This is a genomic window from Pseudomonas sp. VA159-2, from assembly GCF_024126635.1.
Classification (GTDB): Bacteria; Pseudomonadota; Gammaproteobacteria; order Pseudomonadales; family Pseudomonadaceae; genus Aquipseudomonas; species Aquipseudomonas muyukensis.
Genome location: NZ_JAMYBV010000003.1, coordinates 14,041 through 37,895, shown reverse-complemented (window position 1 = coordinate 37,895; position 23,855 = coordinate 14,041). Strand labels below are relative to the sequence as shown.

Below are 23,855 nucleotides of genomic sequence, written 5' to 3'. Positions count from 1 at the left end.
ATTTCGTCACCGTTCCTCCGCCAAACCGTAAACCGCCAAGGCCAGTCTGAAACTCCCCGCATCCTATCTGGGAGACAGGCAATGGCACGTGAACACGATGGCTCGTATCAACCCAACGCCAGGGCTCGCAAGCAGCAGGAAAAGGACCAGCGCCGCATGGAGTTCCGCCGCGCGATCGAAAGCTACTGCGACCGCCGCGAACTGCTGCGCTCGCTGGCCGACTACCCCGAGCTGCAGGACATCACGGTGTGGCAGGTATCGGCGGCAACTTCCCCGAAAAACGCTCAACAAGCCCGCTGATCTGCGCCCGTTCGCCGCGGATGAACGCCTGGAACGCCAAGGCCACCGGTGACTGGCGCTTGGCTTTGGCCTGCACGATGCACCAACTGCGGTACAGCGGCAGCTCCTCCACCGGCAGCTCCTTGAGCACGCCGGTGGCCAGCTCCAGGTTCACCGCATGGCGGGTCAGCAGGGCGATGCCCAGCCCGGCCACCACGCATTCGCGCTGCGAATCGGTGGAGGCCACCTCCAGGGTCTGGCTGAAGTGCACGCGCTTGTCCTTGAAGTATTCCTCGCAGGCCTTGCGTGTCCCCGAGCCTTGTTCGCGGACCAGCAAGGTATGCGGCTCGAGGTCTTGCAGGCGCAGGCTTGGCAGTTGGCACAGCGGATGCGCCGGCGGCGCCACCGCAATGATCGGGTTGTTGAGAAAGGGCAGGAACTCCAGGCCCATGTCCTGGGGCACCATCGACATGATGATCAGGTCGTCGCGGTTGTCCGACAGCCGGCGGATTGCCTGGGCCCGGTTGACCACGGTCAGGGTCAGGTTGACCTCCGGATGGCGTTGCTTGAAGGCGGCGAACAGGTGTGGCACGAAGTACTTGGCGCTGGACTCGATCGCCAGTTTCAACTGACCCTGCAGTGAGCCCTGCAGGTCCGACAACTGCATGTCGAGGTTCTCCAGGCGCCCGAAGATATCGCGGCTGGCGCGTTGCAGCGCTTCGGCGGCCTCGGTCAGGTAGAGCTTCTTGCCGACGTACTCGAACAGCGGCTGGCCCACCAGTTCCTCGAGCTGGCGGATCTGTAGACTTACGGCGGGTTGCGTCAGTGCCATCTCTTCGGCGGCCCGGCTGTAGGAGCGCAGATCACACACCTCGTTGAAGATCTGCAATTGACGCAAAGTCATACGCATCAAGGACTTACGCATTTTCTCCTGGGCTCCGGCAAAACCTTGTTACCTCACTATAAGCTTTTGCTAATACTGCCTCTAACAAATATTGATTTTTGTTTATCGACCTTCAGCGCTAGGGTGAATATGCGACTGGCCAGCGACGTCTGGTCACGCGCCGACCGGTAAAACCGGATCGTCTGTTCCTACGGCTTTGGGAAGACTCCAGTGATAAAAAAAATCCTGATCGCCAACCGGGGTGAAATCGCAGTTCGGATCGTGCGTGCCTGCGCCGAAATGGGCATTCGCTCTGTGGCGATCTATTCCGACGCCGACCGTCACGCCTTGCACGTCAAGCGCGCCGACGAGGCCTACAGCATCGGTGCCGAGCCGCTGGCCGGCTACCTGAACCCGCGCAAGCTGGTGAACCTCGCTGTGGAAACCGGCTGTGACGCCCTGCACCCGGGCTATGGTTTTCTGTCGGAAAACGCCGAACTGGCGGAGATCTGCGCCGAACGCGGGATCAAGTTCATAGGCCCGTCCGCCGAGGTCATTCGCCGCATGGGCGACAAGACCGAAGCGCGCCGCACCATGATCGCGGCTGGCGTGCCGGTGACCCCGGGCACCGAAGGCAACGTCGCCGATATCCACGAGGCCCTGCGCGAAGGCGATCGCATCGGTTACCCGGTGATGCTCAAGGCCACCTCCGGTGGTGGCGGGCGTGGCATCCGCCGCTGCAACAGCCGTGAAGAGCTGGAACAGAACTTTCCCCGGGTGATTTCCGAGGCCACCAAGGCGTTCGGCTCGGCGGAAGTGTTCCTGGAAAAATGCATCGTCAACCCCAAGCACATCGAGGCGCAGATCCTCGGTGACAGCTTCGGCAACGTGGTGCACCTGTTCGAGCGCGACTGCTCGATCCAGCGGCGCAACCAGAAACTCATCGAAATCGCCCCAAGCCCGCAGCTGACCCCAGAACAGCGCGCCTACATCGGCGACCTGGCGGTGCGCGCGGCCAAGGCGGTGGACTACGAGAACGCCGGTACCGTGGAGTTCCTGCTCGCCGATGGCGAGGTGTACTTCATGGAGATGAACACCCGGGTGCAGGTGGAACACACCATCACCGAGGAAATCACCGGCATCGACATCGTCCGCGAACAGATCCGCATCGCCTCCGGCCTGCCGCTGTCGATCAAGCAGGAAGACATTCAGCACCGCGGCTACGCCCTGCAGTTTCGCATCAACGCCGAAGACCCGAAGAACAACTTCCTGCCCAGCTTCGGCAAGATCACCCGCTACTACGCCCCGGGCGGCCCGGGTGTGCGCACCGACACGGCGATCTACACCGGCTACACCATCCCGCCGTTCTACGACTCCATGTGCCTGAAGCTGGTGGTCTGGGCGTTGACCTGGGAAGAAGCCATGGACCGCGGCCTGCGAGCCCTGGACGACATGCGCGTGCAAGGGGTGAAGACCACCGCCGCGTACTACCAGGAAATCCTGCGCAATCCGGAATTCCGTAGCGGTCAGTTCAACACCAGCTTCGTCGAAAGCCACCCCGAACTGACCAACTACTCGATCAAGCGCAAACCCGAAGAGCTGGCCCTGGCCATCGCCGCCGCCATCGCCGCCCACGCAGGCCTGTGAGGAACCGAATAATGTCCAAGAAAATCTTTGTTACCGACACGATCCTGCGCGACGCCCACCAGTCCTTGCTGGCCACCCGCATGCGCACCGAAGACATGCTGCCGATCTGCGACAAGCTCGACAAGGTCGGCTACTGGTCGCTGGAAGTCTGGGGTGGCGCCACCTTCGACGCCTGCGTGCGCTTCCTCAAGGAAGACCCGTGGGAACGCCTGCGCAAGTTGCGCAACGCGCTGCCCAACACCCGCCTGCAGATGCTCCTGCGTGGGCAGAACCTGCTGGGCTACCGTCATTACAGCGACGACGTGGTCAAGGCCTTCGTCGCCAAGGCCGCGGTCAACGGCATCGATGTGTTCCGCATCTTCGACGCCATGAACGACGTGCGTAACCTGCGCGTGGCCATCGAGGCGGTCAAGGCCGCTGGCAAGCACGCCCAGGGCACCATCGCCTACACCACCAGCCCGGTGCACACCATCGACGCCTTCGTGAAGCAGGCCAAGCAGATGGAAGCCATGGGCTGCGACTCGGTGGCGATCAAGGACATGGCCGGCCTGCTGACCCCGTTCGCCACCGGCGAGCTGGTCAAGGCGCTGAAGGCCGAGCAGTCGCTGCCGGTGTTCATCCACTCCCACGACACCGCCGGCCTGGCCGCCATGTGCCAGCTCAAGGCGGTGGAAAACGGCGCCGACCATATCGACACGGCGATCTCCAGCTTCGCCTGGGGTACCAGCCATCCGGGCACCGAGTCGATGGTCGCCGCGCTCAAGGGCAGCGAGTTCGACACCGGCCTGGACCTGGAGCTGCTGCAGGAGATCGGCCTGTACTTCTACGCCGTGCGCAAGAAGTACCATCAGTTCGAGAGCGAATTCACCGCCGTGGACACCCGCGTGCAGGTCAACCAGGTGCCGGGCGGAATGATTTCCAACCTGGCCAACCAGCTCAAGGAGCAGGGCGCGCTCAACCGCATGAACGAAGTGCTGGCGGAGATCCCACGGGTGCGCGAAGACCTCGGCTTCCCGCCGCTGGTGACCCCGACCTCGCAGATCGTCGGCACCCAGGCGTTCTTCAACGTGCTGGCCGGCGAGCGCTACAAGACCATCACCAACGAAGTGAAGCTGTACCTGCAGGGTGGCTATGGCAAGGCCCCGGGGGTGGTCAACGAGCAACTGCGGCGCCAGGCCATCGGCAGCGAGGAAGTGATCGACGTGCGCCCGGCCGACCTGCTCAAGCCGGAAATGGCCAAGCTGCGCGCCGATATCGGCGCCCTGGCCCACAACGAAGAAGACGTGCTGACCTTCGCCATGTTCCCCGACATCGGGCGCAAGTTCCTCGAAGAGCGCGAAGCCGGCACCCTGACCCCCGAAGCGCTGCTGCCGATCCCCGAAGCCGGTGCCGCTACCGCGGTGGGTGGCGAGGGCGTGCCCACCGAGTTCGTCATCGACGTGCACGGTGAGACCTACCGCGTCGACATCACCGGCGTCGGCGTCAAGGCCGAAGGCAAGCGCCACTTCTACCTGTCCATCGACGGCATGCCCGAAGAAGTGGTGTTCGAACCGCTCAACGAGTTCGTCGGCGGTGGCGGCAGCAAGCGCAAGCAAGCCAGCGCGCCGGGCCATGTCAGCACCAGCATGCCGGGCAATATCGTCGATGTGCTGGTCAAGGAAGGCGATGGGGTCAAGGCCGGCCAGGCGGTGCTGATCACCGAGGCGATGAAGATGGAGACCGAAGTGCAGGCGGCTATCGCCGGCAAGGTCGTGGCGATCCATGTGGCCAAGGGCGACCGGGTGACGCCGGGCGAGATCCTGATCGAGATCGAAGGCTGACAGACGCCTTCATCTGCAAGCGGTTAACCTCTGGGGAGCTAAGGCTCCCCTTTTTTTGCTGGAAAAGTGGCCTGTTCGCCGGCAAGCCGGCTCCTACAACCATGGCACTGCCCTTGTAGGAGCCGGCTTGCCGGCGAACAGGTCATCAGCCTTTGCGGCAAGCTTCCAGCGTGCGCAACTGCCCGCCCGGCTGCTGGTTCTCCTCGCTCAACCAGCACTCGAACCCCGCCGCCACCGCCGGCCATTGTGCATCGATGATCGAATACCACGCCGTGTCCCGATTGCGATCCTTGACCACCATGTGATTGCGAAATACCCCTTCGAAGACAAAGCCAAAGCGCTCGGCCGCGCGCTTGGACCGGGCGTTGGCGTCGTTGCACTTCCACTCCAGCCGGCGGTTGCCCAGCGCGAAGCCCAGCTTGCCCAGCAGGTAGACCGCCTCGGTGCCTTTGGGCGAGCGCTGCATGGCCGCGCCGAAGGCGATGTGGCCGATCTCGAAGCGGCCCTGCTCGGGCACGATCGACATGTAGCTGAGAATGCCCTGCACCTGGCCGCTGGCACGGTCGATCACGCTGTAGAACAGCGGATCGCGGCTGGCGGCGTTGTTGTCGAGCCAGCGCTGGAAGCTGGCGCGTTCGGTGAACGGGCCATAGGGCAGGTAGTCCCACAGCAGCGGGTCCGAGCCCGGCCCTTGCAGCACGTCCCAGAGGTCGTCGCCATGGCGCGCCGGGTCGAGCTTCTCCAGGCGGATGAAACGGCCTGCGAGGGGCTCGGCCTTGGGGGTACCGGCAGGTGTCCAGTTCAATGCATCGCTCATGGTCGGCCTACAGTGCCTTGCGAAATTGGATGAAGCCCGGGCGCTCGGCAACCTGCTGGTACAGGCTGATGGCGGTGGCGTTGGTTTCGTGGGTCAGCCAGTGCACTTTGCTGCAGCCGGCGGCCTTGGCCGTGGCGTACACCTGCTCGATCAGCTGGCGGCCGATGCCCAGGCCGCGCTGCGTACTGTCGACATAGAGGTCTTGCAGGTAGCAGGAAGGCTCGATGCTCCAGTTGGAACGATGGTAGATGAAGTTGACCATGCCCACCGCCTTGCCATCGACCCAGGCGAGTGTCGAGTGGGTTGGCTCGTTGGGGTCGAGCAGGCGCTGCCAGGTACTGGCGCTGACGCTGTCGGCCAGTTCGGTCTGGTAGAAGCGCAGGTAGGCCTGCCACAGGGGCAGCCAGGCTGGGTGGTCGTCGGCGCCGACCGGGCGCAAGGTAACGCGGGTCATGGGGCTTTTCCTTCAGAGATCGCGCATCTGCGCGGCGAGTTGGTTGTCCAGGTAGTCGGTGCTGGCCGCCAGGCCCGCGCGCACGCCGGCGATATCCTCGGCCGAACGGTTCTGGCTGAGTTTGCGCGCGCCTTGCAGGCGGGTGATGGGCAGGCGGATGCCGACGATGGCGCGGAGCATGCCGTCGAGGTAGTCGGCAGGGGCGTCGGTGGTTTTCCAGGGGGTGTCGTGCCCCTGTTCGTGGCGATCGGTCAGGCGGCTGACAATCGCCAGCAACGCTGTGGCGTCGTGGACTACTTCGACCTGGCCATGGGCGTGAACCGCCGTGTAGTTCCAGGTAGGCACCGTTCTGGGGTTGTCGTGCTTGCTTGGGTAGTAGCCTGGGCTGACATAGGCATCGGCGCCGGGAAACACCAGCAGCGCTTCACCGCCTTGCGCCAGGTCCTGCCACTGCCGATTGGCCCGGGCCAGATGGCCGTAGACGGTGCCGAACTCACCTTCGTCCGGGGCGAGCAGCACTGGCAAGTGGCTGGCCAGCAGGCCCTGTTCGCCGTGGCTTACCAGCATGGCCAGGCGGGTCTGCTGCATGTGCAGGTGCAGCCGACAGAGGTCGTGTTCCTGGTGCGCTTTGCTGTTGTACATGGGAAGGGTCCTTGTCGAATGACCTCATGCTAGGCAGGCTATTGGTTCTGTGTAAGAGCCATTCACGGTAGTTTTCATAGGTCCAATACCATGCGCGAAGCGTCCCATGCCTTGCCGTTCGATCCTGCCGGCATCGTCCTCGACCGGCGTCGCGGCCTTAGCCAGCAGCTGTACCAGGCCTTGCGCGCGCGGGTGCTGGACGGTCGCCTCGGCAGTGGTACCCGCTTGCCTGCCACCCGCGACCTGGCGGCGATCCTGGGGTTGTCGCGCAATAGCGTGGTGCGGGCGTACGACCAGTTGTACGCCGAAGGTTTCATTGAAAGTCGGGTGGGCGACGGCACCTATGTCAGCCAGCTGGAAAAACTATCCACACAACTGTCCACAGGGTTATCCCTGGGTTTATCAACAGGTTTATCCACATTTTCGCCTTTTGATACTGAGGATTTATCCAGCTTTGCAGCTGCCAGCGTGCCCTTGCAGGGTCTGAAAAAACACCATTTGCCGCCGCCTAAAAGTGGCGCTCCACGTGCGTTCCGGGTGGGCGTGCCGGCCTACGATCTGTTCCCGTTCGATGTGTGGGCCAAGCTGCATGCGGGTTTCTGGCGAAACCCCGATCCTTCGGCGCTCGGCTACGGCGACCCGGCGGGCGAGCTCGCGCTGCGTGAGCTGATTGCCACTTACTTGCGTCGTTCGCGGGGGCTCTCCTGCACCGCTGAACAAATTTTGATCACCCATGGCGCCCAAGAGGCCATCAGCCTTTGTGCACAGTTGCTGTTGCAGCCGGGTGACGCCGTGGCTGTGGAAAACCCGGGGTACCGCGCGGCGGGGCACGCGTTTGCCCTGGCCGGGGCACAGCTCAGGGGCATGCCGGTGGACGACGAGGGCATGGATTGCACGGGCCTGGCGGATTGTCGCTTGGCCTATGTGACGCCGGCCCACCAGTACCCGACGGGGGTCACCATGAGCCTGGCAAGGCGCCTGGCGCTGCTGGCCTGGGCCGAGCGGGAACAGGCCTGGATCATCGAGGACGACTATGACGGCGAGTACCGCTACAGCGGCGCGCCACTGGCACCGCTGGCGACCTTGGATCGGCAAGGCCGGGTGCTGTATGTCGGCACCTTTGGCAAGATTGCCTTCCCCGCGCTGCGCCTGGGCTACCTGGTATTGCCCATGCCCCTGGCGCAGGCATTCAGCCGTGGTCGGGCCTTGGCGGTGCGCCACTCGGAGGTGGGCACCCAGTGGGTGATGGCGCAGTTCATGGCCCAGGGGCATTTCCAGCGGCATATCCGGCGGATGCGGCGTGCGGCGCTGGCGCGGCGCGATGTGCTGATGGCCGGCTGGCCGCTGGATGTGCCGGGATTGGGGGCGATGCCGGAGGTGGCGGCGGGGCTGCATGTGAAAGTGGATGTGGATAACTTTGCGCGGGAGCAGGCCCTGGTAGCCCAGGCGCAGGCGGTCGGGGTGGAGGTGAATCCGCTGAGTTCATTCTGGCTGGAGGACAGCCAGGTGCCTGTGGATAACCGCGCCGGGCTGGTGCTCGGGTTCGCCGCAGTGCCGCAAGCCCAGGTGGCGGACGCGTTGATGCGCCTGCGCAGGGCCTGGAAATAGCGATCACGGGGCAAGCCCGCTGCCACGCATGCCATGCACAGGTATGCGTGGCAGCAGGCTTGCCCCGCGATGCTTCAGGTCCCGGACTTGATCTTGGTCCAGGCCCTGGTCCGCGCCCGCTCGGCATCCCGCGGCAACGGCTTGAGGGTATACAGCTTGGCCATCATCTCTGCCGTCGGGTACAGGTTGGGGTTATTGCGGATCGCCGGGCTGACCTTGTCGGTGGCGTCCTTGTTCGGGTTGGGGTAACCGACGAAATCGCTGATCGGGGCGATGACCTCGGGGCGTAGCAGGTAATTGATGAAGGCGTGGGCATCCTGCGGGTTGGCCGCGTTCTTCGGGATCGCCAGCATGTCGAACCAGATCGGCGCGCCTTCCCTGGGTAGGCGCATGTCCACCACCACGCCGTTGTTCGCCTCGCGCGCCCGGTTGGCGGCCTGGGAGAAACTGCCCGAATAACCCACCGCCACGCAGATGTCGCCATTGGCCATGTCGGCCATGTACTTGGAGGAGTGGAAGTAGGTGACGTACGGGCGGATCTTCAGCAGCAGGGCCTGGGCCTTCTGGTAGTCGGCCGGCTTGCCGCTATTGGGGTCCAGGCCCAGGTACGCCAAGGCCAGCGGCAGGATCTCCGACGGCGAGTCGAGCAGCGCCACGCCGCACTGCTTGAGCTTGGCGATGTTCTGTTCCTTGAAGATCAGCTCCCAGCTGTCCAGTGGCGCGTCATCGCCCAGCGCCGCCTTGACCTTGGCGGGGTTGAAGCCGATCAGCACGGTGCCGTACATGTAGGGCACCGCGTGCTGGTTGCCGGGGTCGTTGCGCTCGATCAGCTTCATCAGCGCCGGGTCCAAATGCTGCCAGTTGGGCAGCTTGGCGCGATCCAGCGGCTGGAACACACCGGCTTCGATCTGTTTGGCGAGGAACACGTTGGAGGGCACCACCACGTCATAGCCGGAGTTGCCGGTGAGTAGCTTGGCCTCCAGCGCCTCGTTGGTGTCGAAGATGTCGTAGACCAGTTTCACGCCGCTGTCTTGCTGGAAACCGGTGAGGGTCTGCGGGGTGATGTAGTCAAACCAGTTGAAGACCCGCAAGGTGCGCTGGTCGGCATGGGCCTGGAGCGCGCCGGCGAGCAGGCCGGTGGCGATGAGCGGGGCGAGCAGACGCTTGATTCGGACCATGTTCAGGCTCCTGGCTGGGCGTGCTGGAAGCCTTCCAGCACATTGACCGCGTTGATGCCGATTTGTGCCACGGCATAGCCACCTTCCATCACGAACAGGGTGGGCTTGCCGAGCCTGCCGATGCGCTCGCCCATGGCCAGGTAATCCGGGCTGTCCAGCTTGAACTGGGAGATCGGATCGTCCTTGAACGTATCCACGCCAAGGGAGATCACCAGCACCTCGGGGTCATAGCGCTCGATGCGCTGGCAGGCGTCTTCCAGGGCGGCGCTCCAGGCGCTCCAATCGCTACCGGCGGGCAACGGGTAGTTGATGTTGCAGCCTTCACCCGGGCCTTCGCCGGTTTCGTCGGCATAGCCGAGGAAAAACGGGAACTCGTCCTGCGGGTCGCCGTGGATCGAGGCGAAGAACACATCGTTGCGGGCGTAGAAAATGTCCTGGGTGCCGTTGCCGTGGTGGTAGTCGACATCGAGGATGGCCACCTTGCGCCGGCCCTGGTCGAGGAAGGCTTGGGCGGCGATGGCGGCGTTGTTCAGGTAGCAGTAGCCGCCCATTACCTCGGCGGCGGCGTGGTGCCCAGGCGGGCGACACAGGGCGAAGGCCGCGCGGGCGCCTTGCTGGATCGCGGCCTGCGCGGTCAGCGCCACTTGGGCGGCGCTGTAGGCGGCCTGCCAGGTGCCGGCGGTGATCGGCGCGCCGGCGTCGAAGCTGTAGTAGCCGAGCTCGCCGTGCAGGCCGCTGGGTTTGACCTGGCGCAGGGTGCGTGCGGGCCAGGTGAACGGCAGCAGGTCGCCTTGCTGGCCGAGGGCCGCCCAGCGGGCCCAGGCACCTTCGAAGAAGTCCAGGTAGCCGGCACTGTGGATGCGCAGCAGCGGGGCGCGACCGAAATCGCTTGGACCCTGCACGGGGCCGAGGTTGCGCTGCTTGACCTGCTCCAGGACGTGGTCGGCACGGGAGGGCATTTCAAAGCAGGGCATCAGCTTGCCGTCGATCAGCTCGCAGCGGCCATGGTGCAGGCGGTGGTCATCGGAATAGATCGTCAGCATTTATTGTTCTCCGGTAGGGCTGGCGTGGAGCAAGTGTGCTGGGCAGCCAGGTGAGGGAGAACGATGGGAACGGCCAAAAGGGGATAGATGTGGCCAAGCCATCCTGGCCGACCCTATCGCGGGCTTGCCCCGCGATGAGGCCGGTGCCGGTCAACCGCGAAAGTGGCTGGGCGCCACGCCGCTCCAGCGCTGGAAGGCATGGCGAAAACTCGCGGTTTCGCTGAAGCCGAGGCGTTCGGCGATGCGGTAGATGGGCATCTGGTCCTCGGCCAGCAATTGCTTGGCCCGCTCGAAGCGCAGCTCGTCGAGCAGCTGTTGATAACTGCTGCCCAACGCCTGCAAGTGCCGGCGCAAGGTGCGCGACGAGCAGTTCATCTGCCGTGCCAGGCCCTCCAGCCCGGGCGCCGCCTCCAGCTGCTGGAGCAGCAGTTGGCGAATCCGCCCCAGCCAGGCCTGGCGCCCGGTGAACTCCAGGTTCAAACGCCGGCAGCGTTCGCTCATCGCCTTGTGGGTGATCGGGTCGGCCAGCGGCAGCGGCATGTCCAGCCAGCGCCGTTCGAAGGCGAAGGCGTTGTCGCCAGCATCGAAACCCTGCGGGCAGGCGAATGCACCGGCGTAGAGCGCGTGGTAAGCGGGGCGGGGGTGTTCGAAGCGCGCCGCCAGCAACGGCAGCGGGCGCCCCAGCAGGTCGTCGCAGATCACCTTGAGCGACCCCAGGCAGAACTCGGCATTGAACGCGGCCAGGCCCGGCGCGTCGTGGTGCTCGCTGGCGCTGAGCCAGATGCGCTGGCCATCGTCCACCAGGCGCAGCTGGAAGACTGTTCCCAGCAGTGCCGGAAAGCGCAGCGCCAGGCGCAGGGCGTCACCCAAAGTGGCACTGGAGAGCAGGGCGTAACCGAGCATGCCGTAGCACGACACATGCATGCGCCGGCCCAGCTCCAGGCCGATGTCCGCGCGGCGGGCCACGGCGTTGGCGCAGACCTGCAGTTCCTGCTGGGTGGTGATGCGGGCGTCGGCGTGGCCCAGGTCGGCCGGGCCAATGCCGCTGCCGGCGAGCATCTGCTGCGGGTCGACGCCGTCCTCCTGGAACACCTTGAGAATCAGCGAAACCGCGTTGAGGGTGGTGAGGTGGCTGTGCAGCATGCTCGGCATCCCGTTGGGCTGAGAAGCTTCAGAGAGCAAGTTATATGCCGCTCGAGACGCACAACCCCTGTAGGAGCGGCCTTGTGTCGCGAAAGGGCCGCAAAGCGGCCCCGACGATCGTTGCTTCAATGCTGAAATCCCGGGGCTGCTATGCAGCCCTTTCGCGACACAAGGCCGCTCCTACAGAGATGGCACAGGGGTTGAAGCGCAGGTATAAAAAAAGGGCCCGGAGCGTGCGCTCGGGCCCTTGAAAGGTTGAGAGGTGTCTAGTCCCTCGACCTGGTGAGACTGTTTGCAGCGGCCTGGGTTACGCCTTCAGCGGAACCAGACGGGGAGCGATCATGTTTTCCGGACGCAGGATGTCGTTGAGCATCGCTTCGTCCAGCAGCTTCTCTTCGCGCACCAGTTCCAGCACGCCGCGGCCGGTTTCCAGGGCGACGCGGGCGATACGGGTGGCGTTTTCGTAGCCGATGTACGGGTTCAGGGCGGTGACCAGGCCGATCGAGTGCTCGACCAGTTCACGGCAGCGCTGTTCGTTGGCGGTGATGCCGACGATGCAGTGCTCGCGCAGCATGTCCATGGCACGTTGCAGCAGGCGGATAGAGTCGAAGATCTTGTAGGCGATCAGCGGCTCCATCACGTTCAGCTGCAACTGGCCACCTTCGGCGGCGACGGTCAGGGCCAGGTCGTTGCCCATGATGGCGAAGGCCACCTGGTTGACGGCCTCGGGGATCACCGGGTTGACCTTGCCTGGCATGATCGAGCTGCCTGGCTGGCGCGCCGGCAGGTTGATCTCATTGATGCCGGTGCGTGGGCCGCTGGACAGCAGGCGCAGGTCGTTGCAGATCTTCGACAACTTGACCGCGGTGCGCTTGAGCATGCCGGAGAACAGCACGAAGGCGCCCATGTCGGAGGTGGCTTCGATCAGGTCGGCGGCCGGGACCAGCGGCTGACCGCTGATGGTCGCCAGGCGCTGCACGGCCAGGGCCTGATAGCCAGGGTCGGCGTTGATGCCGGTGCCGATGGCGGTGCCGCCCAGGTTGATTTCGGTCAGCAGTTCCGGGGCCAGCGAGCGCAGGCGCTGCAGGTCTTCGGTCATGGTGGTGGCGAAGGCGCGGAATTCCTGGCCCAGGGTCATCGGCACGGCGTCTTGCAGTTGGGTACGGCCCATCTTCAGGACGTGGTCGAACTCTTTGCCCTTGGCAGCGAAGGCCTGGATCAGGCTGTCGAGGCTGGCCAGCAGGGCGTCGTGGCCCAGCAGCAGGCCCAGACGGATCGCGGTCGGGTAGGCGTCGTTGGTCGACTGCGCCATGTTCACGTCGTTGTTCGGGTGCAGGTACTGGTACTCACCTTTCTGGTGGCCCATGTGCTCCAGCGCGACGTTGGCGATGACTTCGTTGGCGTTCATGTTGGTGGAGGTGCCGGCACCGCCCTGGATCATGTCCACCACGAACTGTTCGTGGAAGTCACCCTTGATCAGGCGGGCACAAGCTGCGCTGATGGCAGCGTGCTTGGCATCGCTCAGGTGCCCCAGCTCACGGTTGGCGTCAGCAGCGGCCTGCTTGACCATCGCCAGGCCGACTACCAGTTTCGGGTAGTGCGACAGCGGAACGCCGGAGAGGTGGAAGTTGTTGGCAGCGCGCAGGGTCTGGATGCCGTAGTAGGCATCGGCAGGGACTTCAAGGGTACCAAGCAGATCTTTTTCGACGCGGAACGATGCAGCGGAAGACATGATAGATATCATCTCGATTTTGACCCGGCACCTGCCGGAATGGCGCCAATCCTAGGGCTGCGCAGATTTTGCGGCCAATGCTGTTGCACGCTAACCTATGCGCAAACGGCATACGGTTTGATGTGACGCCGATTGACAATCGAGCGTGTTCCATTTTGGTGCACGCGTTGCGGAGTAGTCGATGAACCTCGAAAGCAAGTGGCTGGAAGACTTCAGTGCCCTGGCCTCTACCCGTAGTTTTTCGCAGGCGGCAGAGCGCCGTTTCGTCACCCAGCCGGCCTTCAGCCGGCGCATTCGCAGCCTGGAGGCGGCGCTGGGTCTGACCTTGGTGAATCGTTCCCGCACCCCCATCGAATTGACCGAGGCCGGACAGCTGTTCCTGGTCACTGCGCGCACCGTTGTCGATCAGTTGAGCGAAGTGCTTCGCCACTTGCACCACCTCGAAGGTGGCCAGGGCGAGGTGATCCAGGTGGCCGCCGCGCACTCGCTGGCATCAGGCTTTTTCCCCCGTTGGGTGGCACAGCTGCGCAACGATGGGTTGAACATCGCCACCCGCCTGGTTGCGACTAACGTCGGAGATGCGGTGCATGCCCTGCGCGAGGGGGGCTGCGACCTGATGCTGGCGTTCTACGACCCGGACGCGGCGTTGCAGATGGACGCCGAGATCTTCCCTTCCTTGCATATGGGCAACACCGAAATGCTCCCGGTGTGCGCGGTGGGCGCCGACGGCAAGCCGCTGTTCGATCTGGAAGGCGAGGGCAGCGTGCCGCTGCTGGCCTACAGCGCCGGTGCCTTCCTTGGCCGTTCGGTCAACCTGCTGCTGCGCCAGCGCAACCTGCGCTATACCACTGTCTATGAGACGGCCATGGCCGACAGCCTCAAGAGCATGGCCCTGGAAGGCATGGGCATCGCCTGGGTGCCGAAACTGTCGATGCGCGGCGAACTGGAGCGGGGCGAGCTGGCGATCTGCGGTGGCAGCCAGTGGCATGTGCCGCTGGAAATCCGCCTGTACCGCTGCGCCCTGGTGCGCAAGGCCAACGTGCGCTTGTTGTGGCGCAAGCTGGAGGGCGGTTCAGTTGACCCGAAAGTCAGCCAAACCCCCGAAAAATAAGGCCGACAGTTGGTCGCCGGGGGTGCCGTGATCGTCCATCGTTACGCTATACTGCGCGGCCCCTCGACCGGATAGATCCGGTCATGATCAGCAAACAAGCCACGCCGGTCGTCCCGCGTGGCTTGTTGTTTTTTGACGCGCCTGCGGGCGCACAAGCGAAGAGGCTCGACGATGAGTGCACTGGTTGGCGTGATCATGGGCTCCAAGTCCGATTGGTCCACCCTTAGCCACACCGCCGATATGCTGGAAAAACTCGGCATTCCCTACGAAGTGAAGGTGGTTTCCGCCCACCGCACGCCGGACCTGCTGTTCCAGTACGCCGAGGAGGCCGAAGGCCGCGGCATCGAGGTGATCATCGCCGGTGCCGGTGGCGCTGCCCACCTGCCAGGCATGTGCGCCGCCAAGACCCACTTGCCGGTGCTGGGCGTGCCGGTGCAGTCGTCGATGCTGTCGGGTGTCGACTCGCTGCTGTCGATCGTGCAGATGCCGGCCGGCGTACCGGTTGCCACCCTGGCCATCGGCAAGGCCGGCGCGATCAACGCGGCGTTGCTCTCGGCGAGCATCCTCGGTGCCAAGCACCCGCAGTTCCACGCGGCGCTCAAGCAGTTCCGCACCGAGCAGACCGACACCGTGCTGGACAATCCAGACCCGCGTCAGGCTTGAGGCTGAAGATATGAAGATCGGTGTAATCGGTGGTGGCCAGCTGGGCCGCATGCTGGCCCTGGCGGGCACCCCGCTGGGCATGAACTTCGCCTTCCTCGACCCGGCGCCGGACGCCTGCGCCGCACCGCTGGGCGAGCACCTGCGCGCCGACTACGGCGACCAGGACCACCTGCGCCAGCTGGCCGAAGAAGTCGACCTGGTGACCTTCGAGTTCGAGAGCGTGCCGGCCGAAACCGTCGCCTTCCTCTCGCAGTTCGTGCCGGTGTACCCGAGCGCCGAAGCGCTGCGGATCGCCCGCGACCGCCTGTTCGAAAAGAGCCTGTTCCGCGACCTGGGCATCCCGACCCCGGCGTTCGCCGACATCCTTTCGCAAGCCGATCTCGACGCCGCCGTGGCCAGCATCGGCCTGCCGGCCGTGCTCAAGACCCGTACCCTGGGCTATGACGGCAAGGGCCAGAAGGTCCTGCGCAAGCCCGAGGATGTAGTCGGTACCTTCGCCGAACTGGGCAGCGTGCCGTGCCTGCTGGAAGGCTTCGTGCCGTTCACCGGCGAGGTCTCGCTGGTGGCTGTGCGGGCCCGTGATGGCGAAACGCGTTTCTACCCGCTGGTGCACAACACCCACGACAGCGGCATCCTCAAACTGTCGGTGGCCAGTGAGGCGCACCCGTTGCAGGCTCTGGCCGAAGACTATGTCGGCCGTGTGCTGCAAAAGCTCGACTATGTCGGCGTGATGGCCTTCGAGTTCTTCGAGGTCGATGGCGGCCTGAAGGCCAACGAGATTGCCCCGCGCGTGCACAACTCCGGGCACTGGACCATCGAAGGCAGCGAGTGCAGCCAGTTCGAGAACCACCTGCGCGCCGTGGCCGGCCTGCCGCTGGGCTCGACCGCCAAGGTCGGCGAAAGCGCCATGCTCAACTTCATCGGCGAAGTACCGGCGGTGGACAAGGTCATTGCCATCGACGACTGCCACCTGCACCACTATGGCAAGGCGTTCAAGGTCGGCCGCAAGGTCGGCCATGCCACCCTGCGCTGCACCGACATGGTCACGCTCAAGGCCAAGATTGCCGAAGTAGAGGCGTTGATCGCCGGCTGATCGAACTTCTGCCAGGCAATGCCGCTCTGAGATGGCAACATGCCAAAGCGCTGACTAGGCTTTGGCTTGTTCCATTTTCACCACAGAGGGATTGCCATGGGCATCATTGGAACCATCTTCATCGGCCTGATCGTCGGCCTGCTGGCGCGCTTCCTGAAACCCGGGGACGACAGCATGGGCTGGATCATGACCATCCTCCTCGGCATTGCCGGCTCGCTGGCCGCCACCTATGGCGGGCAGGCACTGGGCATCTACCAGGCCGGGCAGGCCGCAGGCTTCTTCGGCGCCCTGGTCGGCGCGATCATCCTGCTGGTGATCTACGGCTTCATCAAGAAACGCTGAATTCCCGCTAGAATGCCCGGCAATTCATCCTGAGTTGCCGAGCATGCGTGCGCTTTTTCTCCTTCCCCTGCTGCTGGCCAGTACCCTGGCCCATGCCGAACTGCCCGAGACCGACTGGCTGGAGCTGATGCCCAAGTCGGACCAGAAGGCCCTCGAGCAGATGCCCGAGATCGACCACAATTCCCCCGAAGCCCTGGGTACCTTCACCGCCAAGGGCGGCTTGAAGCAGGGCAAGGGTTTGCCCGCGGTGATGTATTCGACCAAGACCGTGGCCGCGATGAACGGCAAGCAGATTCGCCTGGGCGGCTATCCGGTGCCGCTGGAGAGCGATGCCAAGGGCAACAGCACGCTGTTCTTCCTGGTGCCCTACCCAGGGGCGTGCATCCACGTGCCACCGCCGCCGCCGAACCAGCTGGTGCTGGTGCGTTATCCGAAAGGGCTGAAGATCGACGATATCTACACGCCGCTGTGGGTGACCGGCCTGTTGAAGGTGGAGACGGTCAGCAATGACCTGGCGGATGCGGCGTATGCGCTGGAGGCGGGGCAGGTGAGGGTGGTGGAGGATGCCGACCTGTAACGCATTGCGGGGCTGCTTTGCAGCCCATTGCGACACAAGGCCGCTCCCACAGGGATCACGCGAGTCCTGTGGGAGCGGCCTTGTGTCGCGAAAGGGCCGCGTAGCGGTCCCGGAAACCTCAGAGCACTTCGCTACCGATCGCCACGCTCATCGCATGGCTCGCCCCCGGCTTGAGCACCACCACATCATCCAGCACATTCGCCGTCTCGATGCACAGCATGCGCTGCCAGCCGTCGTCGGCCATGTCCGGCAGGTCGCGGGCGCGGTCGGTCCAGGGGTTCCAGATCACCGCGGTGCGTGAACCGCCGGCCTGCAGGGTGATGCGGCGGTTCCAGTGCGGGTCGATGATGGCCAGTCTTTCGGGGGCGTTCAGGTAGATGCGGTCGGTCTCGCCCGCGAAACCCAGGTTGCCCTGCTGCTTGCGCTGCTCCCAGTTGGCCAGGGTTTCGATATAGGCCAACCCGTCCACGCCTTCCACCTGGACCTGGCGCACGTCGCTCACCGCGAAATAGCTGTGCAGGGCTTGGCTCAGGGTGACATCGGTGTTGCCAAGGTTATAGCTGCTGAGGGTCAACTGCAGTTGCTGGCCCAGTTCCACCACCAGCTTGAGCTCGACTTGGTGCGGCCAACCCGGCAGATCGCCCAGGGCCTCGGGCAGCGCGAACTCGATGCGCAGGGTGGCGCCGGTTTCCTCGACATTCAGCAATTGCCAGTCGCGCCCGCGCACCAGGCCGTGGGCCGGTGCTTGCCCGCCTTGGTACAGGGCTTTGACCGAGTCGGGGTTACGCTCGAAGATGCCGAACCAGGGCCAGCACACCGGGGCGCCGGCGCGCACCGACTTGCCCTGGCGGAAGATGGCCTGGTCGCTCAGCCACAGCAGCGGCGGTTGGCCGATCTGCTGGTAGCTGAGGACTTGCGCGCCCTGCTGGGCGATCAGTAGTTCGGCGTGGTCGCTGGTGATGCGCCAGCAGTTGAGTTCGCCGTGTAGCTCGGTGTCGACCTGGAAGTTAGCCATTGCGCTCGTCTCATGGATTGCCTGTCGGGTCGTTGGACCCGGTGACGTGCAATGAGTTTACCGCTCGCTCGGCTTAGCGACGAGGCACCGAACGGGTACGGCCACTGCCGTCGATGGCGACGAACACGAACACCGCTTCGGTGACCTTGCGCCATTCGCTGGACAGTGGGTCGTCGCTCCACACCTCGACCATCATCTGGATCGAGCTGCGGCCGATTTCCAGGGTCTGGGTATAGAAGGAAAGCTGCGCGCCCACCGCCACCGGCACCAGGAAGGCCATGCGGTCGATGGCCACCGTGGCCACTCGGCCACCGGCGACGCGGCTGGCCATGGCGGTGCCGGCCAGGTCCATCTGGGCGACCAGCCAGCCGCCGAAGATATCGCCGAAACCGTTGGTTTCGCGCGGCAGCGCGGTGATCTGCAAGGCCAGGTCGCCCTGCGGGATGGGATCTTCTTGTTCGAGCTCAATCATGCGGTGGGGCCTCTGACCCGTGACGCTTCGTTGGTGGCGCAGTAATGGACGCCGTAAAAACGATTCAGCAGCACGCATACTACGCTGATTTCGCTTCGGGAGGCGGCCGAAGGGAGACTCTGCGAAACAGTCCGACGATACTGACCGACGTTTTCGCACAATATCCCTCAGTAGAAGCAACCTTTTCCTACGAGCGGGCAGTATATATACCCGCACAGCCAGCGACGACCGCGCATTCATGAATATCTGTAGGGATTTTGTACCGCTATGAGCGCGGCTCGGCAATTTGCTATCTTCGCTGCCTGACCTCCGAGAAGCCGCATGCCAAGCGGTCCGCAGACCTATAAGAGAAACAACAGCGATGACCTCCGTGCAGACCCGTATCGAGCAGCCATCCCGGCCGCTGTCCCGCAGTGACTACAAGACCCTCTCGCTGTCCGCCCTGGGCGGTGCCCTGGAGTTCTACGACTTCATCATCTTCGTGTTCTTCGCCACGGTGGTGGGCACGCTGTTCTTCCCGGCCGACATGCCCGAGTGGCTGCGCCTGATGCAGACCTTCGGCATCTTTGCCGCCGGCTACCTGGCGCGGCCGCTGGGCGGCATCGTCATGGCCCACTTCGGCGACCTGCTAGGGCGCAAGAAGATGTTCACCCTGAGCATTTTCCTGATGGCCGTGCCGACCCTGGTGATGGGCCTGCTGCCGACTTATGCACAGATCGGCCTGTGGGCGCCGATCCTGCTGCTGCTGATGCGGGTGATCCAGGGCGCGGCCATCGGTGGCGAGGTGCCGGGAGCCTGGGTGTTCGTGTCCGAGCACGTGCCGGCGCGCAACACCGGCTACGCCTGCGGCACCCTGACCGCCGGGCTGACCTCGGGCATCCTGCTCGGCTCGCTGGTGGCGACGCTGATCAACACCCTGTACAGCCCGGATGAAGTGGCGGACTACGCCTGGCGCATCCCCTTCCTGTTGGGTGGCGTGTTCGGCTTCTTCGCGGTCTACCTGCGCCGTTGGTTGCACGAAACCCCGGTGTTCGCCGAGATGCAGGCGCGCAAGGCGCTGGCCGAAGAACTGCCGCTGCGCGCGGTGCTGCGCGACCATCGTGGCGCGATCATCCTGTCGATGTTGCTCACCTGGCTGCTGTCGGCTGGCATCGTGGTGGTGATCCTGATGACCCCGGCGCTGCTGCAGAGCCTGTACCACGTCAGCCCCACCGATTCGCTCAAGGCCAACAGCCTGGCCATCGTCCTGCTCAGCGTCGGCTGCATCGGCGCCGGCAGCCTGGCCGACCGCTTTGGCGCCGGGCGGGTGTTCATCGTCGGCAGCCTGGCGTTGCTGGCCTCGTCCTGGGCCTTCTACCACAGCCTGCCGAGCCGTCCGGACCTGCTGTTCCCGCTGTATGCCCTGACCGGCCTGTGCGTGGGTATCGTCGGTGCGGTGCCCTATGTGATGGTCAAGGCGTTCCCTCCGGTGGTGCGTTTCAGTGGGTTGTCGTTCTCCTACAACCTGGCCTACGCGATTTTTGGCGGGCTGACGCCGATGGTGGTGACCGCGCTGCTGAAGTTCAGCCCCATGGCGCCGGCCTATTATGTGGCGTGCCTGTGTGCCGTTGGTCTGCTGGTGGGCCTGTATCTGCTTGCCAACAAACGCTGAGCCGAGCGAATCACGCAGACCTGTAGGAGCGGTGTACTTCAGAGCCTGACTCTTCGCGTAAAAGCGCAGCCCTAAGGGTCAGGTAATCCCTTCCGAAACATCCTGAAAAGGCCATCCCGGTACTCGGTGATGGCCTTTCATCCAATTGTCATATTCGAGTCATAGAGTGTTCATGCGGCCTGCAGATACTTGGGCCCGTTCCATCACAAACCCCACGATATTCCTGCTAGGAGCAAGGCATGAAACTGAAGCGTTTGATGGCGGCCCTGACCTTTGCCGCCGCTGGCGTCGCTGCCGCCAATGCGGTCGCCGCTGTCGACCCAGCCATCCCGACCTACACCAAGACCACCGGTGTATCGGGCAACCTCTCCAGCGTCGGTTCCGACACCCTCGCGAACCTGATGACCCTGTGGGCCGAGGCCTACAAGAAGGAATATCCGAACGTAAACATCCAGATCCAGGCCGCCGGCTCGTCCACCGCGCCACCCGCGCTGACCGAAGGCACCGCCAACCTGGGCCCGATGAGCCGCAAGATGAAGGACGTCGAGCTGCAGGCCTTCGAGCAGAAGTACGGCTACAAGCCGACCGCCATTCCGGTTGCCGTCGACGCCCTGGCCGTGTTCGTGCACAAGGACAACCCGATCAAGGGCCTGACCATGGCTCAGGTCGACGCCATCTTCTCCTCCACCCGCCTGTGCGGTGGCAAGGCTGACGTGAAGACCTGGGGCGACGTGGGCGTGACCGGCGACCTGGCCAACAAGCCAGTGCAGCTGTTCGGCCGCAACTCGGTATCGGGCACCTACGGCTACTTCAAGGAAGAAGCCCTGTGCAAAGGCGACTTCAAGCCTAACGTCAACGAACAACCCGGCTCGGCTTCGGTCGTGCAGTCGATCAGCTCCTCGCTGAACGGCATCGGCTACTCGGGCATCGGCTACAAGACCGCCAGTGTCAAGACCGTGCCACTGGCCAAGAAAGAAGGCGGCGCCTTCGTCGAAGACAACGAAGCCAACGCCCTGAATGGCACCTACCCGCTGTCGCGCTTCCTGTACGTCTACGTCAACAAGGCGCCGAACAAGCCGCTGGCCCCGCTGGAAGCCGAGTTCGTCAAGCTGGTGCTGTCGCAGGCCGGCCAGCAAGTTGTCGTGAAGGACGGCTACATCCCGCTGCCTGCCAAGGTGGTCGACAAGACCCTGGCTGACCTGGGCCTGTCCCACGCTGGCAATGTTGCAAAGAAGTAATTAGGCAGTAACCGGAAGAGGTCGGCAGCGAATGCGCCGGCCTCTTTCCATGAATTCGTCAGTCCGAGGCCAGGGCTCCTGCGCGTCGGGCTTTGTTGCGTCACTGCACTGTCATGTTTTTGTCATACGGGACCGCTAGGGTGTGCGCATGAATGATCTGGCCAACTCCACCATGACCCAAAATTCTCCTCCCGTGCGGATTGACTTCAATACGCCCGAGTTGCAACGCAAGCGCCGCCTGCGCGCCCTCAAGGATCGCCTGACCCGCTGGTACGTCCTGGTGGGCGGGCTGGCCGTGCTGGCGGCGATCACGCTGATCTTCTTCTACCTGGCCTACGTGGTGCTGCCGCTGTTCCAGGGCGCCGAGCTGACCAGCAAGAAAGCCCTGGAGCCGACCTGGCTGCAGCAGGATGCCGGCAAGCCGCTGCTGATCGCCCTCGAGGAGCAGAACCTGGTGGGCATGCGCGTTTCCGACAAGGGCCAGGCGCTGTTCTTCGACACCAAGACCGGTGCCGAGGTGAAGCGCGTCGACCTGCCGCTGCCGGCCGGTGCCCAGGTCAGTTCGATCAGTACCGACCAACCGGGTAGCCCGCTGGTGGTGCTGGGCCTGTCCAACGGCCAGGCGATCGTGTTCCACCACACCTACAAGATCACCTACCCGGACAACAAGAAGACCATCGAGGCGGGCATCGACTTCCCCTATGGTCAGGACGCCTTCACCCTCGACGATCAGGGCCGTGCGCTGGAGCACGTGAGCGTCAACGTCAATGGCGAGACCTTGCTGCTGGCCGGCTCCACCGGTTCGCACCTGCAGGTCATCGAGCTGGCGCGTACCGAGAACATGATGACCGGCGAGGTCACCACCGAGCAGCACCGCATCGAGCTGCCGCAGATGACCGAGACGGTGAAGAACATCTTCATCGACCCGCGCCAGCAGTGGCTGTACGTGGTCAACGGCCGGGCCAGCGCCGATGTCTTCAACCTGCGCGACAAGAGCCTCAACGGGCGCTACAAGCTGTCCGAGAACGGCGACACCGAAATCACCGCGACCGCCCAGCTGGTCGGCGGCATCTCGCTGATCTTCGGCGATTCCAAGGGTGGCCTGAGCCAGTGGTTCATGGCCCGCGACCCGGACGGCGAGTCGCGCTTCAAGCTGATTCGCAGCTTCCAGCTGGGCAAGGCGCCGGTGGTGCAGATCGACGCCGAGGAGCGCCGCAAGGGCTTCATCGCCCTGGACAGCGATGGCAAGCTCGGCGTATTCCACAGCACCGCGCACCGTACCCTGCTGGTCGAGCCGGTGGCTGAGGGCGCGGGTGTTCTCGCCCTGTCGCCGCGCGCCAACCGCGTCATCATCGAAGCGGGCGGCAAGCTGCTGCCCCTGAGCCTGCGCAACCCGCACCCTGAGATCTCCTTCAGCGCGCTGTGGGGCAAGGTCTGGTACGAGAACTACGACGAGCCCAAGTATGTCTGGCAGTCGACCGCCTCGAACACCGACTTCGAACCCAAGCTGAGCCTGTCGCCGCTGACCTTCGGTACGCTCAAGGCCGCGTTCTACGCGATGATCCTGGCCGCGCCGCTGGCCATCGCCGCGGCGATCTACACCGCCTACTTCATGGCCCCGGGCATGCGCCGCAAGGTCAAGCCGGTGATCGAGCTGATGGAGGCGATGCCGACGGTGATCCTCGGCTTCTTCGCCGGCCTGTTCCTGGCGCCGTACCTCGAAGGCCACCTGCCGGGCGTGTTCAGCCTGTTGCTGATCCTGCCGATCGGCATCCTGGTCGCCGGTTTCGCCTGGAGCCGCCTGCCGGAGTCGATCCGCCTGCGCATCCCGGATGGCTGGGAAGCGGCGATCCTGATCCCGGTCATTCTCGCGATCGGCTGGTTCGCCCTGTCCATGAGCCCGTTCCTCGAAAGCTGGTTCTTCGGCGGCGACATGCGCCTGTGGATCACCAACGACCTTGGCATCACCTACGACCAGCGCAACGCCCTGGTGGTCGGTATCGCCATGGGCTTTGCGGTCATCCCGAACATCTACTCCATCGCCGAGGACGCCGTGTTCAGCGTGCCGCGCAGCCTGACCCTGGGCTCCCTGGCCCTGGGCGCGACGCCGTGGCAGACCCTGACCCGCGTGGTCATCCTCACCGCCAGCCCGGGTATCTTCTCGGCGCTGATGATCGGCATGGGCCGCGCGGTGGGCGAGACCATGATCGTGCTGATGGCCACCGGCAACACCCCGGTGATGGAACTGAACCTGTTCGAGGGCATGCGCACCCTGGCCGCCAACGTGGCCGTGGAAATGCCCGAATCGGAAGTCGGCGGCAGCCACTATCGTGTGCTGTTCCTCGCCGCCCTCGTGCTGCTGATGTTCACCTTCGTGATGAACACCTTGGCCGAGCTGATTCGCCAGCGCCTGCGCAAGAAATACTCGTCGCTTTGATAGAAAGGTA

The 23,855-nt window shown here is 64.3% G+C and carries 22 protein-coding genes; 12 read left to right on the top strand and 10 right to left on the bottom strand.

Features of this window, described 5'->3' with window-relative positions; all coding sequences use genetic code 11:
* The first annotated feature begins 81 nt into the window (after positions 1 to 81).
* A complete protein-coding gene (locus NJG22_RS03790) occupies positions 82 to 300 on the top strand; it encodes a PA3496 family putative envelope integrity protein (protein WP_253092692.1) in 219 nt (72 codons plus the stop codon).
* Here NJG22_RS03790 and NJG22_RS03785 read toward each other — a convergent pair.
* Entirely contained in the window at positions 242 to 1,189 is a 948-nt protein-coding gene (locus NJG22_RS03785; RefSeq protein ID WP_253093084.1) for a LysR family transcriptional regulator, read from the bottom strand. The genes NJG22_RS03790 and NJG22_RS03785 overlap by 59 nt on opposite strands.
* A gap of 204 nt (positions 1,190 to 1,393) precedes the next feature.
* Here NJG22_RS03785 and NJG22_RS03780 point away from each other — a divergent pair, with 204 nt between their 5' ends.
* Positions 1,394 to 2,809, top strand: a complete 1,416-nt coding sequence (locus NJG22_RS03780; RefSeq protein ID WP_253092690.1) for an acetyl-CoA carboxylase biotin carboxylase subunit — start codon at positions 1,394 to 1,396, stop codon at positions 2,807 to 2,809.
* Between the two features lie 11 nt (positions 2,810 to 2,820).
* Entirely contained in the window at positions 2,821 to 4,629 is a 1,809-nt protein-coding gene (oadA, locus tag NJG22_RS03775; RefSeq protein ID WP_253092688.1) for a sodium-extruding oxaloacetate decarboxylase subunit alpha, read from the top strand.
* 145 nt (positions 4,630 to 4,774) lie between these two features.
* On the opposite strand, the gene NJG22_RS03770 is transcribed toward oadA, so the two are convergent.
* From NJG22_RS03770 to NJG22_RS03760, 3 genes are read right to left on the bottom strand one after another with little or no spacing between them, the layout of a single operon-like run.
* Entirely contained in the window at positions 4,775 to 5,446 is a 672-nt protein-coding gene (locus tag NJG22_RS03770; protein ID WP_253092686.1) for a GNAT family protein, read from the bottom strand.
* 7 nt (positions 5,447 to 5,453) lie between these two features.
* A complete protein-coding gene (locus NJG22_RS03765) occupies positions 5,454 to 5,900 on the bottom strand; it encodes a GNAT family N-acetyltransferase (RefSeq protein ID WP_253092684.1) in 447 nt (148 codons plus the stop codon).
* Between the two features lie 12 nt (positions 5,901 to 5,912).
* Complete coding sequence (locus NJG22_RS03760; RefSeq protein ID WP_253092682.1) at positions 5,913 to 6,542, bottom strand: FMN-binding negative transcriptional regulator; 630 nt, start codon at positions 6,540 to 6,542, stop codon at positions 5,913 to 5,915.
* A gap of 90 nt (positions 6,543 to 6,632) precedes the next feature.
* Between NJG22_RS03760 and NJG22_RS03755 the strand changes: the two genes are divergently transcribed.
* Entirely contained in the window at positions 6,633 to 8,150 is a 1,518-nt protein-coding gene (locus NJG22_RS03755) for a PLP-dependent aminotransferase family protein (RefSeq protein ID WP_253092681.1), read from the top strand.
* Positions 8,151 to 8,224: 74 nt separating this feature from the next.
* On the opposite strand, the gene NJG22_RS03750 is transcribed toward NJG22_RS03755, so the two are convergent.
* The 4 genes from NJG22_RS03750 to aspA all read right to left on the bottom strand — a co-directional run bounded on the left by NJG22_RS03750 (position 8,225) and on the right by aspA (position 13,246).
* On the bottom strand, positions 8,225 to 9,328 hold the full coding sequence (locus NJG22_RS03750) for a polyamine ABC transporter substrate-binding protein (RefSeq protein WP_253092679.1): 1,104 nt from the start codon (positions 9,326 to 9,328) through the stop codon (positions 8,225 to 8,227).
* A 2-nt stretch (positions 9,329 to 9,330) separates the two neighbouring features.
* Positions 9,331 to 10,371 carry a histone deacetylase family protein gene (locus NJG22_RS03745; protein WP_253092677.1) on the bottom strand — a complete coding sequence of 347 codons (1,041 nt, stop codon included), beginning with the start codon at positions 10,369 to 10,371 and terminating at the stop codon, positions 9,331 to 9,333.
* Between the two features lie 150 nt (positions 10,372 to 10,521).
* Positions 10,522 to 11,514: an AraC family transcriptional regulator gene (locus NJG22_RS03740; RefSeq protein WP_253092675.1), complete on the bottom strand. Its 993-nt coding sequence runs from the start codon at positions 11,512 to 11,514 to the stop codon at positions 10,522 to 10,524.
* Positions 11,515 to 11,821: 307 nt separating this feature from the next.
* Positions 11,822 to 13,246: an aspartate ammonia-lyase gene (gene aspA / locus NJG22_RS03735; protein ID WP_134689158.1), complete on the bottom strand. Its 1,425-nt coding sequence runs from the start codon at positions 13,244 to 13,246 to the stop codon at positions 11,822 to 11,824.
* A 181-nt stretch (positions 13,247 to 13,427) separates the two neighbouring features.
* Between aspA and NJG22_RS03730 the strand changes: the two genes are divergently transcribed.
* From NJG22_RS03730 to NJG22_RS03710, 5 genes are all read left to right on the top strand, one after another.
* Positions 13,428 to 14,357: a LysR substrate-binding domain-containing protein gene (locus NJG22_RS03730; protein WP_253092673.1), complete on the top strand. Its 930-nt coding sequence runs from the start codon at positions 13,428 to 13,430 to the stop codon at positions 14,355 to 14,357.
* A gap of 171 nt (positions 14,358 to 14,528) precedes the next feature.
* Positions 14,529 to 15,020, top strand: a complete 492-nt coding sequence (purE, locus tag NJG22_RS03725) for a 5-(carboxyamino)imidazole ribonucleotide mutase (RefSeq protein ID WP_134689160.1) — start codon at positions 14,529 to 14,531, stop codon at positions 15,018 to 15,020.
* A 10-nt stretch (positions 15,021 to 15,030) separates the two neighbouring features.
* Positions 15,031 to 16,113, top strand: a complete 1,083-nt coding sequence (locus NJG22_RS03720) for a 5-(carboxyamino)imidazole ribonucleotide synthase (protein ID WP_253092671.1) — start codon at positions 15,031 to 15,033, stop codon at positions 16,111 to 16,113.
* A 96-nt stretch (positions 16,114 to 16,209) separates the two neighbouring features.
* Positions 16,210 to 16,455: a GlsB/YeaQ/YmgE family stress response membrane protein gene (locus NJG22_RS03715; RefSeq protein WP_023629866.1), complete on the top strand. Its 246-nt coding sequence runs from the start codon at positions 16,210 to 16,212 to the stop codon at positions 16,453 to 16,455.
* Positions 16,456 to 16,498: 43 nt separating this feature from the next.
* Positions 16,499 to 17,032: a DUF3299 domain-containing protein gene (locus tag NJG22_RS03710; RefSeq protein WP_253092668.1), complete on the top strand. Its 534-nt coding sequence runs from the start codon at positions 16,499 to 16,501 to the stop codon at positions 17,030 to 17,032.
* A gap of 118 nt (positions 17,033 to 17,150) precedes the next feature.
* Here NJG22_RS03710 and NJG22_RS03705 read toward each other — a convergent pair whose 3' ends face one another.
* Positions 17,151 to 18,047: a D-hexose-6-phosphate mutarotase gene (locus NJG22_RS03705; RefSeq protein WP_253092666.1), complete on the bottom strand. Its 897-nt coding sequence runs from the start codon at positions 18,045 to 18,047 to the stop codon at positions 17,151 to 17,153.
* 73 nt (positions 18,048 to 18,120) lie between these two features.
* The gene (locus NJG22_RS03700; RefSeq protein WP_003253317.1) at positions 18,121 to 18,519 is read right to left on the bottom strand and encodes an acyl-CoA thioesterase; all 399 of its coding nucleotides are present in this window, start codon (positions 18,517 to 18,519) and stop codon (positions 18,121 to 18,123) included.
* Positions 18,520 to 18,880: 361 nt separating this feature from the next.
* Between NJG22_RS03700 and NJG22_RS03695 the strand changes: the two genes are divergently transcribed.
* The 3 genes from NJG22_RS03695 to NJG22_RS03685 all read left to right on the top strand — a co-directional run bounded on the left by NJG22_RS03695 (position 18,881) and on the right by NJG22_RS03685 (position 23,845).
* Complete coding sequence (locus tag NJG22_RS03695) at positions 18,881 to 20,170, top strand: MFS transporter (RefSeq protein ID WP_253092664.1); 1,290 nt, start codon at positions 18,881 to 18,883, stop codon at positions 20,168 to 20,170.
* A 239-nt stretch (positions 20,171 to 20,409) separates the two neighbouring features.
* Positions 20,410 to 21,408, top strand: coding sequence for a phosphate ABC transporter substrate-binding protein PstS (locus NJG22_RS03690; RefSeq protein ID WP_134689165.1), 999 nt, complete (start codon positions 20,410 to 20,412; stop codon positions 21,406 to 21,408).
* A 148-nt stretch (positions 21,409 to 21,556) separates the two neighbouring features.
* Positions 21,557 to 23,845: an ABC transporter permease subunit gene (locus NJG22_RS03685; RefSeq protein WP_253092661.1), complete on the top strand. Its 2,289-nt coding sequence runs from the start codon at positions 21,557 to 21,559 to the stop codon at positions 23,843 to 23,845.
* Positions 23,846 to 23,855: the final 10 nt, after the last annotated feature.

Bases quoted from the DNA above. Each gene is read 5' to 3' on its own strand.
- NJG22_RS03790 (WP_253092692.1), top strand. From the start codon at position 82: ATGGCACGTGAACACGATGGCTCGTATCAACCCAACGCCAGGGCTCGC.
- NJG22_RS03785 (WP_253093084.1), bottom strand. From the start codon at position 1,189: ATGCGTATGACTTTGCGTCAATTGCAGATCTTCAACGAGGTGTGTGAT.
- oadA (WP_253092688.1), top strand. From the start codon at position 2,821: ATGTCCAAGAAAATCTTTGTTACCGACACGATCCTGCGCGACGCCCAC.
- NJG22_RS03770 (WP_253092686.1), bottom strand. From the start codon at position 5,446: ATGAGCGATGCATTGAACTGGACACCTGCCGGTACCCCCAAGGCCGAG.
- NJG22_RS03765 (WP_253092684.1), bottom strand. From the start codon at position 5,900: ATGACCCGCGTTACCTTGCGCCCGGTCGGCGCCGACGACCACCCAGCC.
- NJG22_RS03760 (WP_253092682.1), bottom strand. From the start codon at position 6,542: ATGTACAACAGCAAAGCGCACCAGGAACACGACCTCTGTCGGCTGCAC.
- NJG22_RS03755 (WP_253092681.1), top strand. From the start codon at position 6,633: ATGCGCGAAGCGTCCCATGCCTTGCCGTTCGATCCTGCCGGCATCGTC.
- NJG22_RS03750 (WP_253092679.1), bottom strand. From the start codon at position 9,328: ATGGTCCGAATCAAGCGTCTGCTCGCCCCGCTCATCGCCACCGGCCTG.
- NJG22_RS03745 (WP_253092677.1), bottom strand. From the start codon at position 10,371: ATGCTGACGATCTATTCCGATGACCACCGCCTGCACCATGGCCGCTGC.
- NJG22_RS03740 (WP_253092675.1), bottom strand. From the start codon at position 11,514: ATGCTGCACAGCCACCTCACCACCCTCAACGCGGTTTCGCTGATTCTC.
- aspA (WP_134689158.1), bottom strand. From the start codon at position 13,246: ATGTCTTCCGCTGCATCGTTCCGCGTCGAAAAAGATCTGCTTGGTACC.
- NJG22_RS03730 (WP_253092673.1), top strand. From the start codon at position 13,428: ATGAACCTCGAAAGCAAGTGGCTGGAAGACTTCAGTGCCCTGGCCTCT.
- purE (WP_134689160.1), top strand. From the start codon at position 14,529: ATGAGTGCACTGGTTGGCGTGATCATGGGCTCCAAGTCCGATTGGTCC.
- NJG22_RS03720 (WP_253092671.1), top strand. From the start codon at position 15,031: ATGAAGATCGGTGTAATCGGTGGTGGCCAGCTGGGCCGCATGCTGGCC.
- NJG22_RS03715 (WP_023629866.1), top strand. From the start codon at position 16,210: ATGGGCATCATTGGAACCATCTTCATCGGCCTGATCGTCGGCCTGCTG.
- NJG22_RS03710 (WP_253092668.1), top strand. From the start codon at position 16,499: ATGCGTGCGCTTTTTCTCCTTCCCCTGCTGCTGGCCAGTACCCTGGCC.
- NJG22_RS03705 (WP_253092666.1), bottom strand. From the start codon at position 18,047: ATGGCTAACTTCCAGGTCGACACCGAGCTACACGGCGAACTCAACTGC.
- NJG22_RS03700 (WP_003253317.1), bottom strand. From the start codon at position 18,519: ATGATTGAGCTCGAACAAGAAGATCCCATCCCGCAGGGCGACCTGGCC.
- NJG22_RS03695 (WP_253092664.1), top strand. From the start codon at position 18,881: ATGACCTCCGTGCAGACCCGTATCGAGCAGCCATCCCGGCCGCTGTCC.
- NJG22_RS03690 (WP_134689165.1), top strand. From the start codon at position 20,410: ATGAAACTGAAGCGTTTGATGGCGGCCCTGACCTTTGCCGCCGCTGGC.
- NJG22_RS03685 (WP_253092661.1), top strand. From the start codon at position 21,557: ATGAATGATCTGGCCAACTCCACCATGACCCAAAATTCTCCTCCCGTG.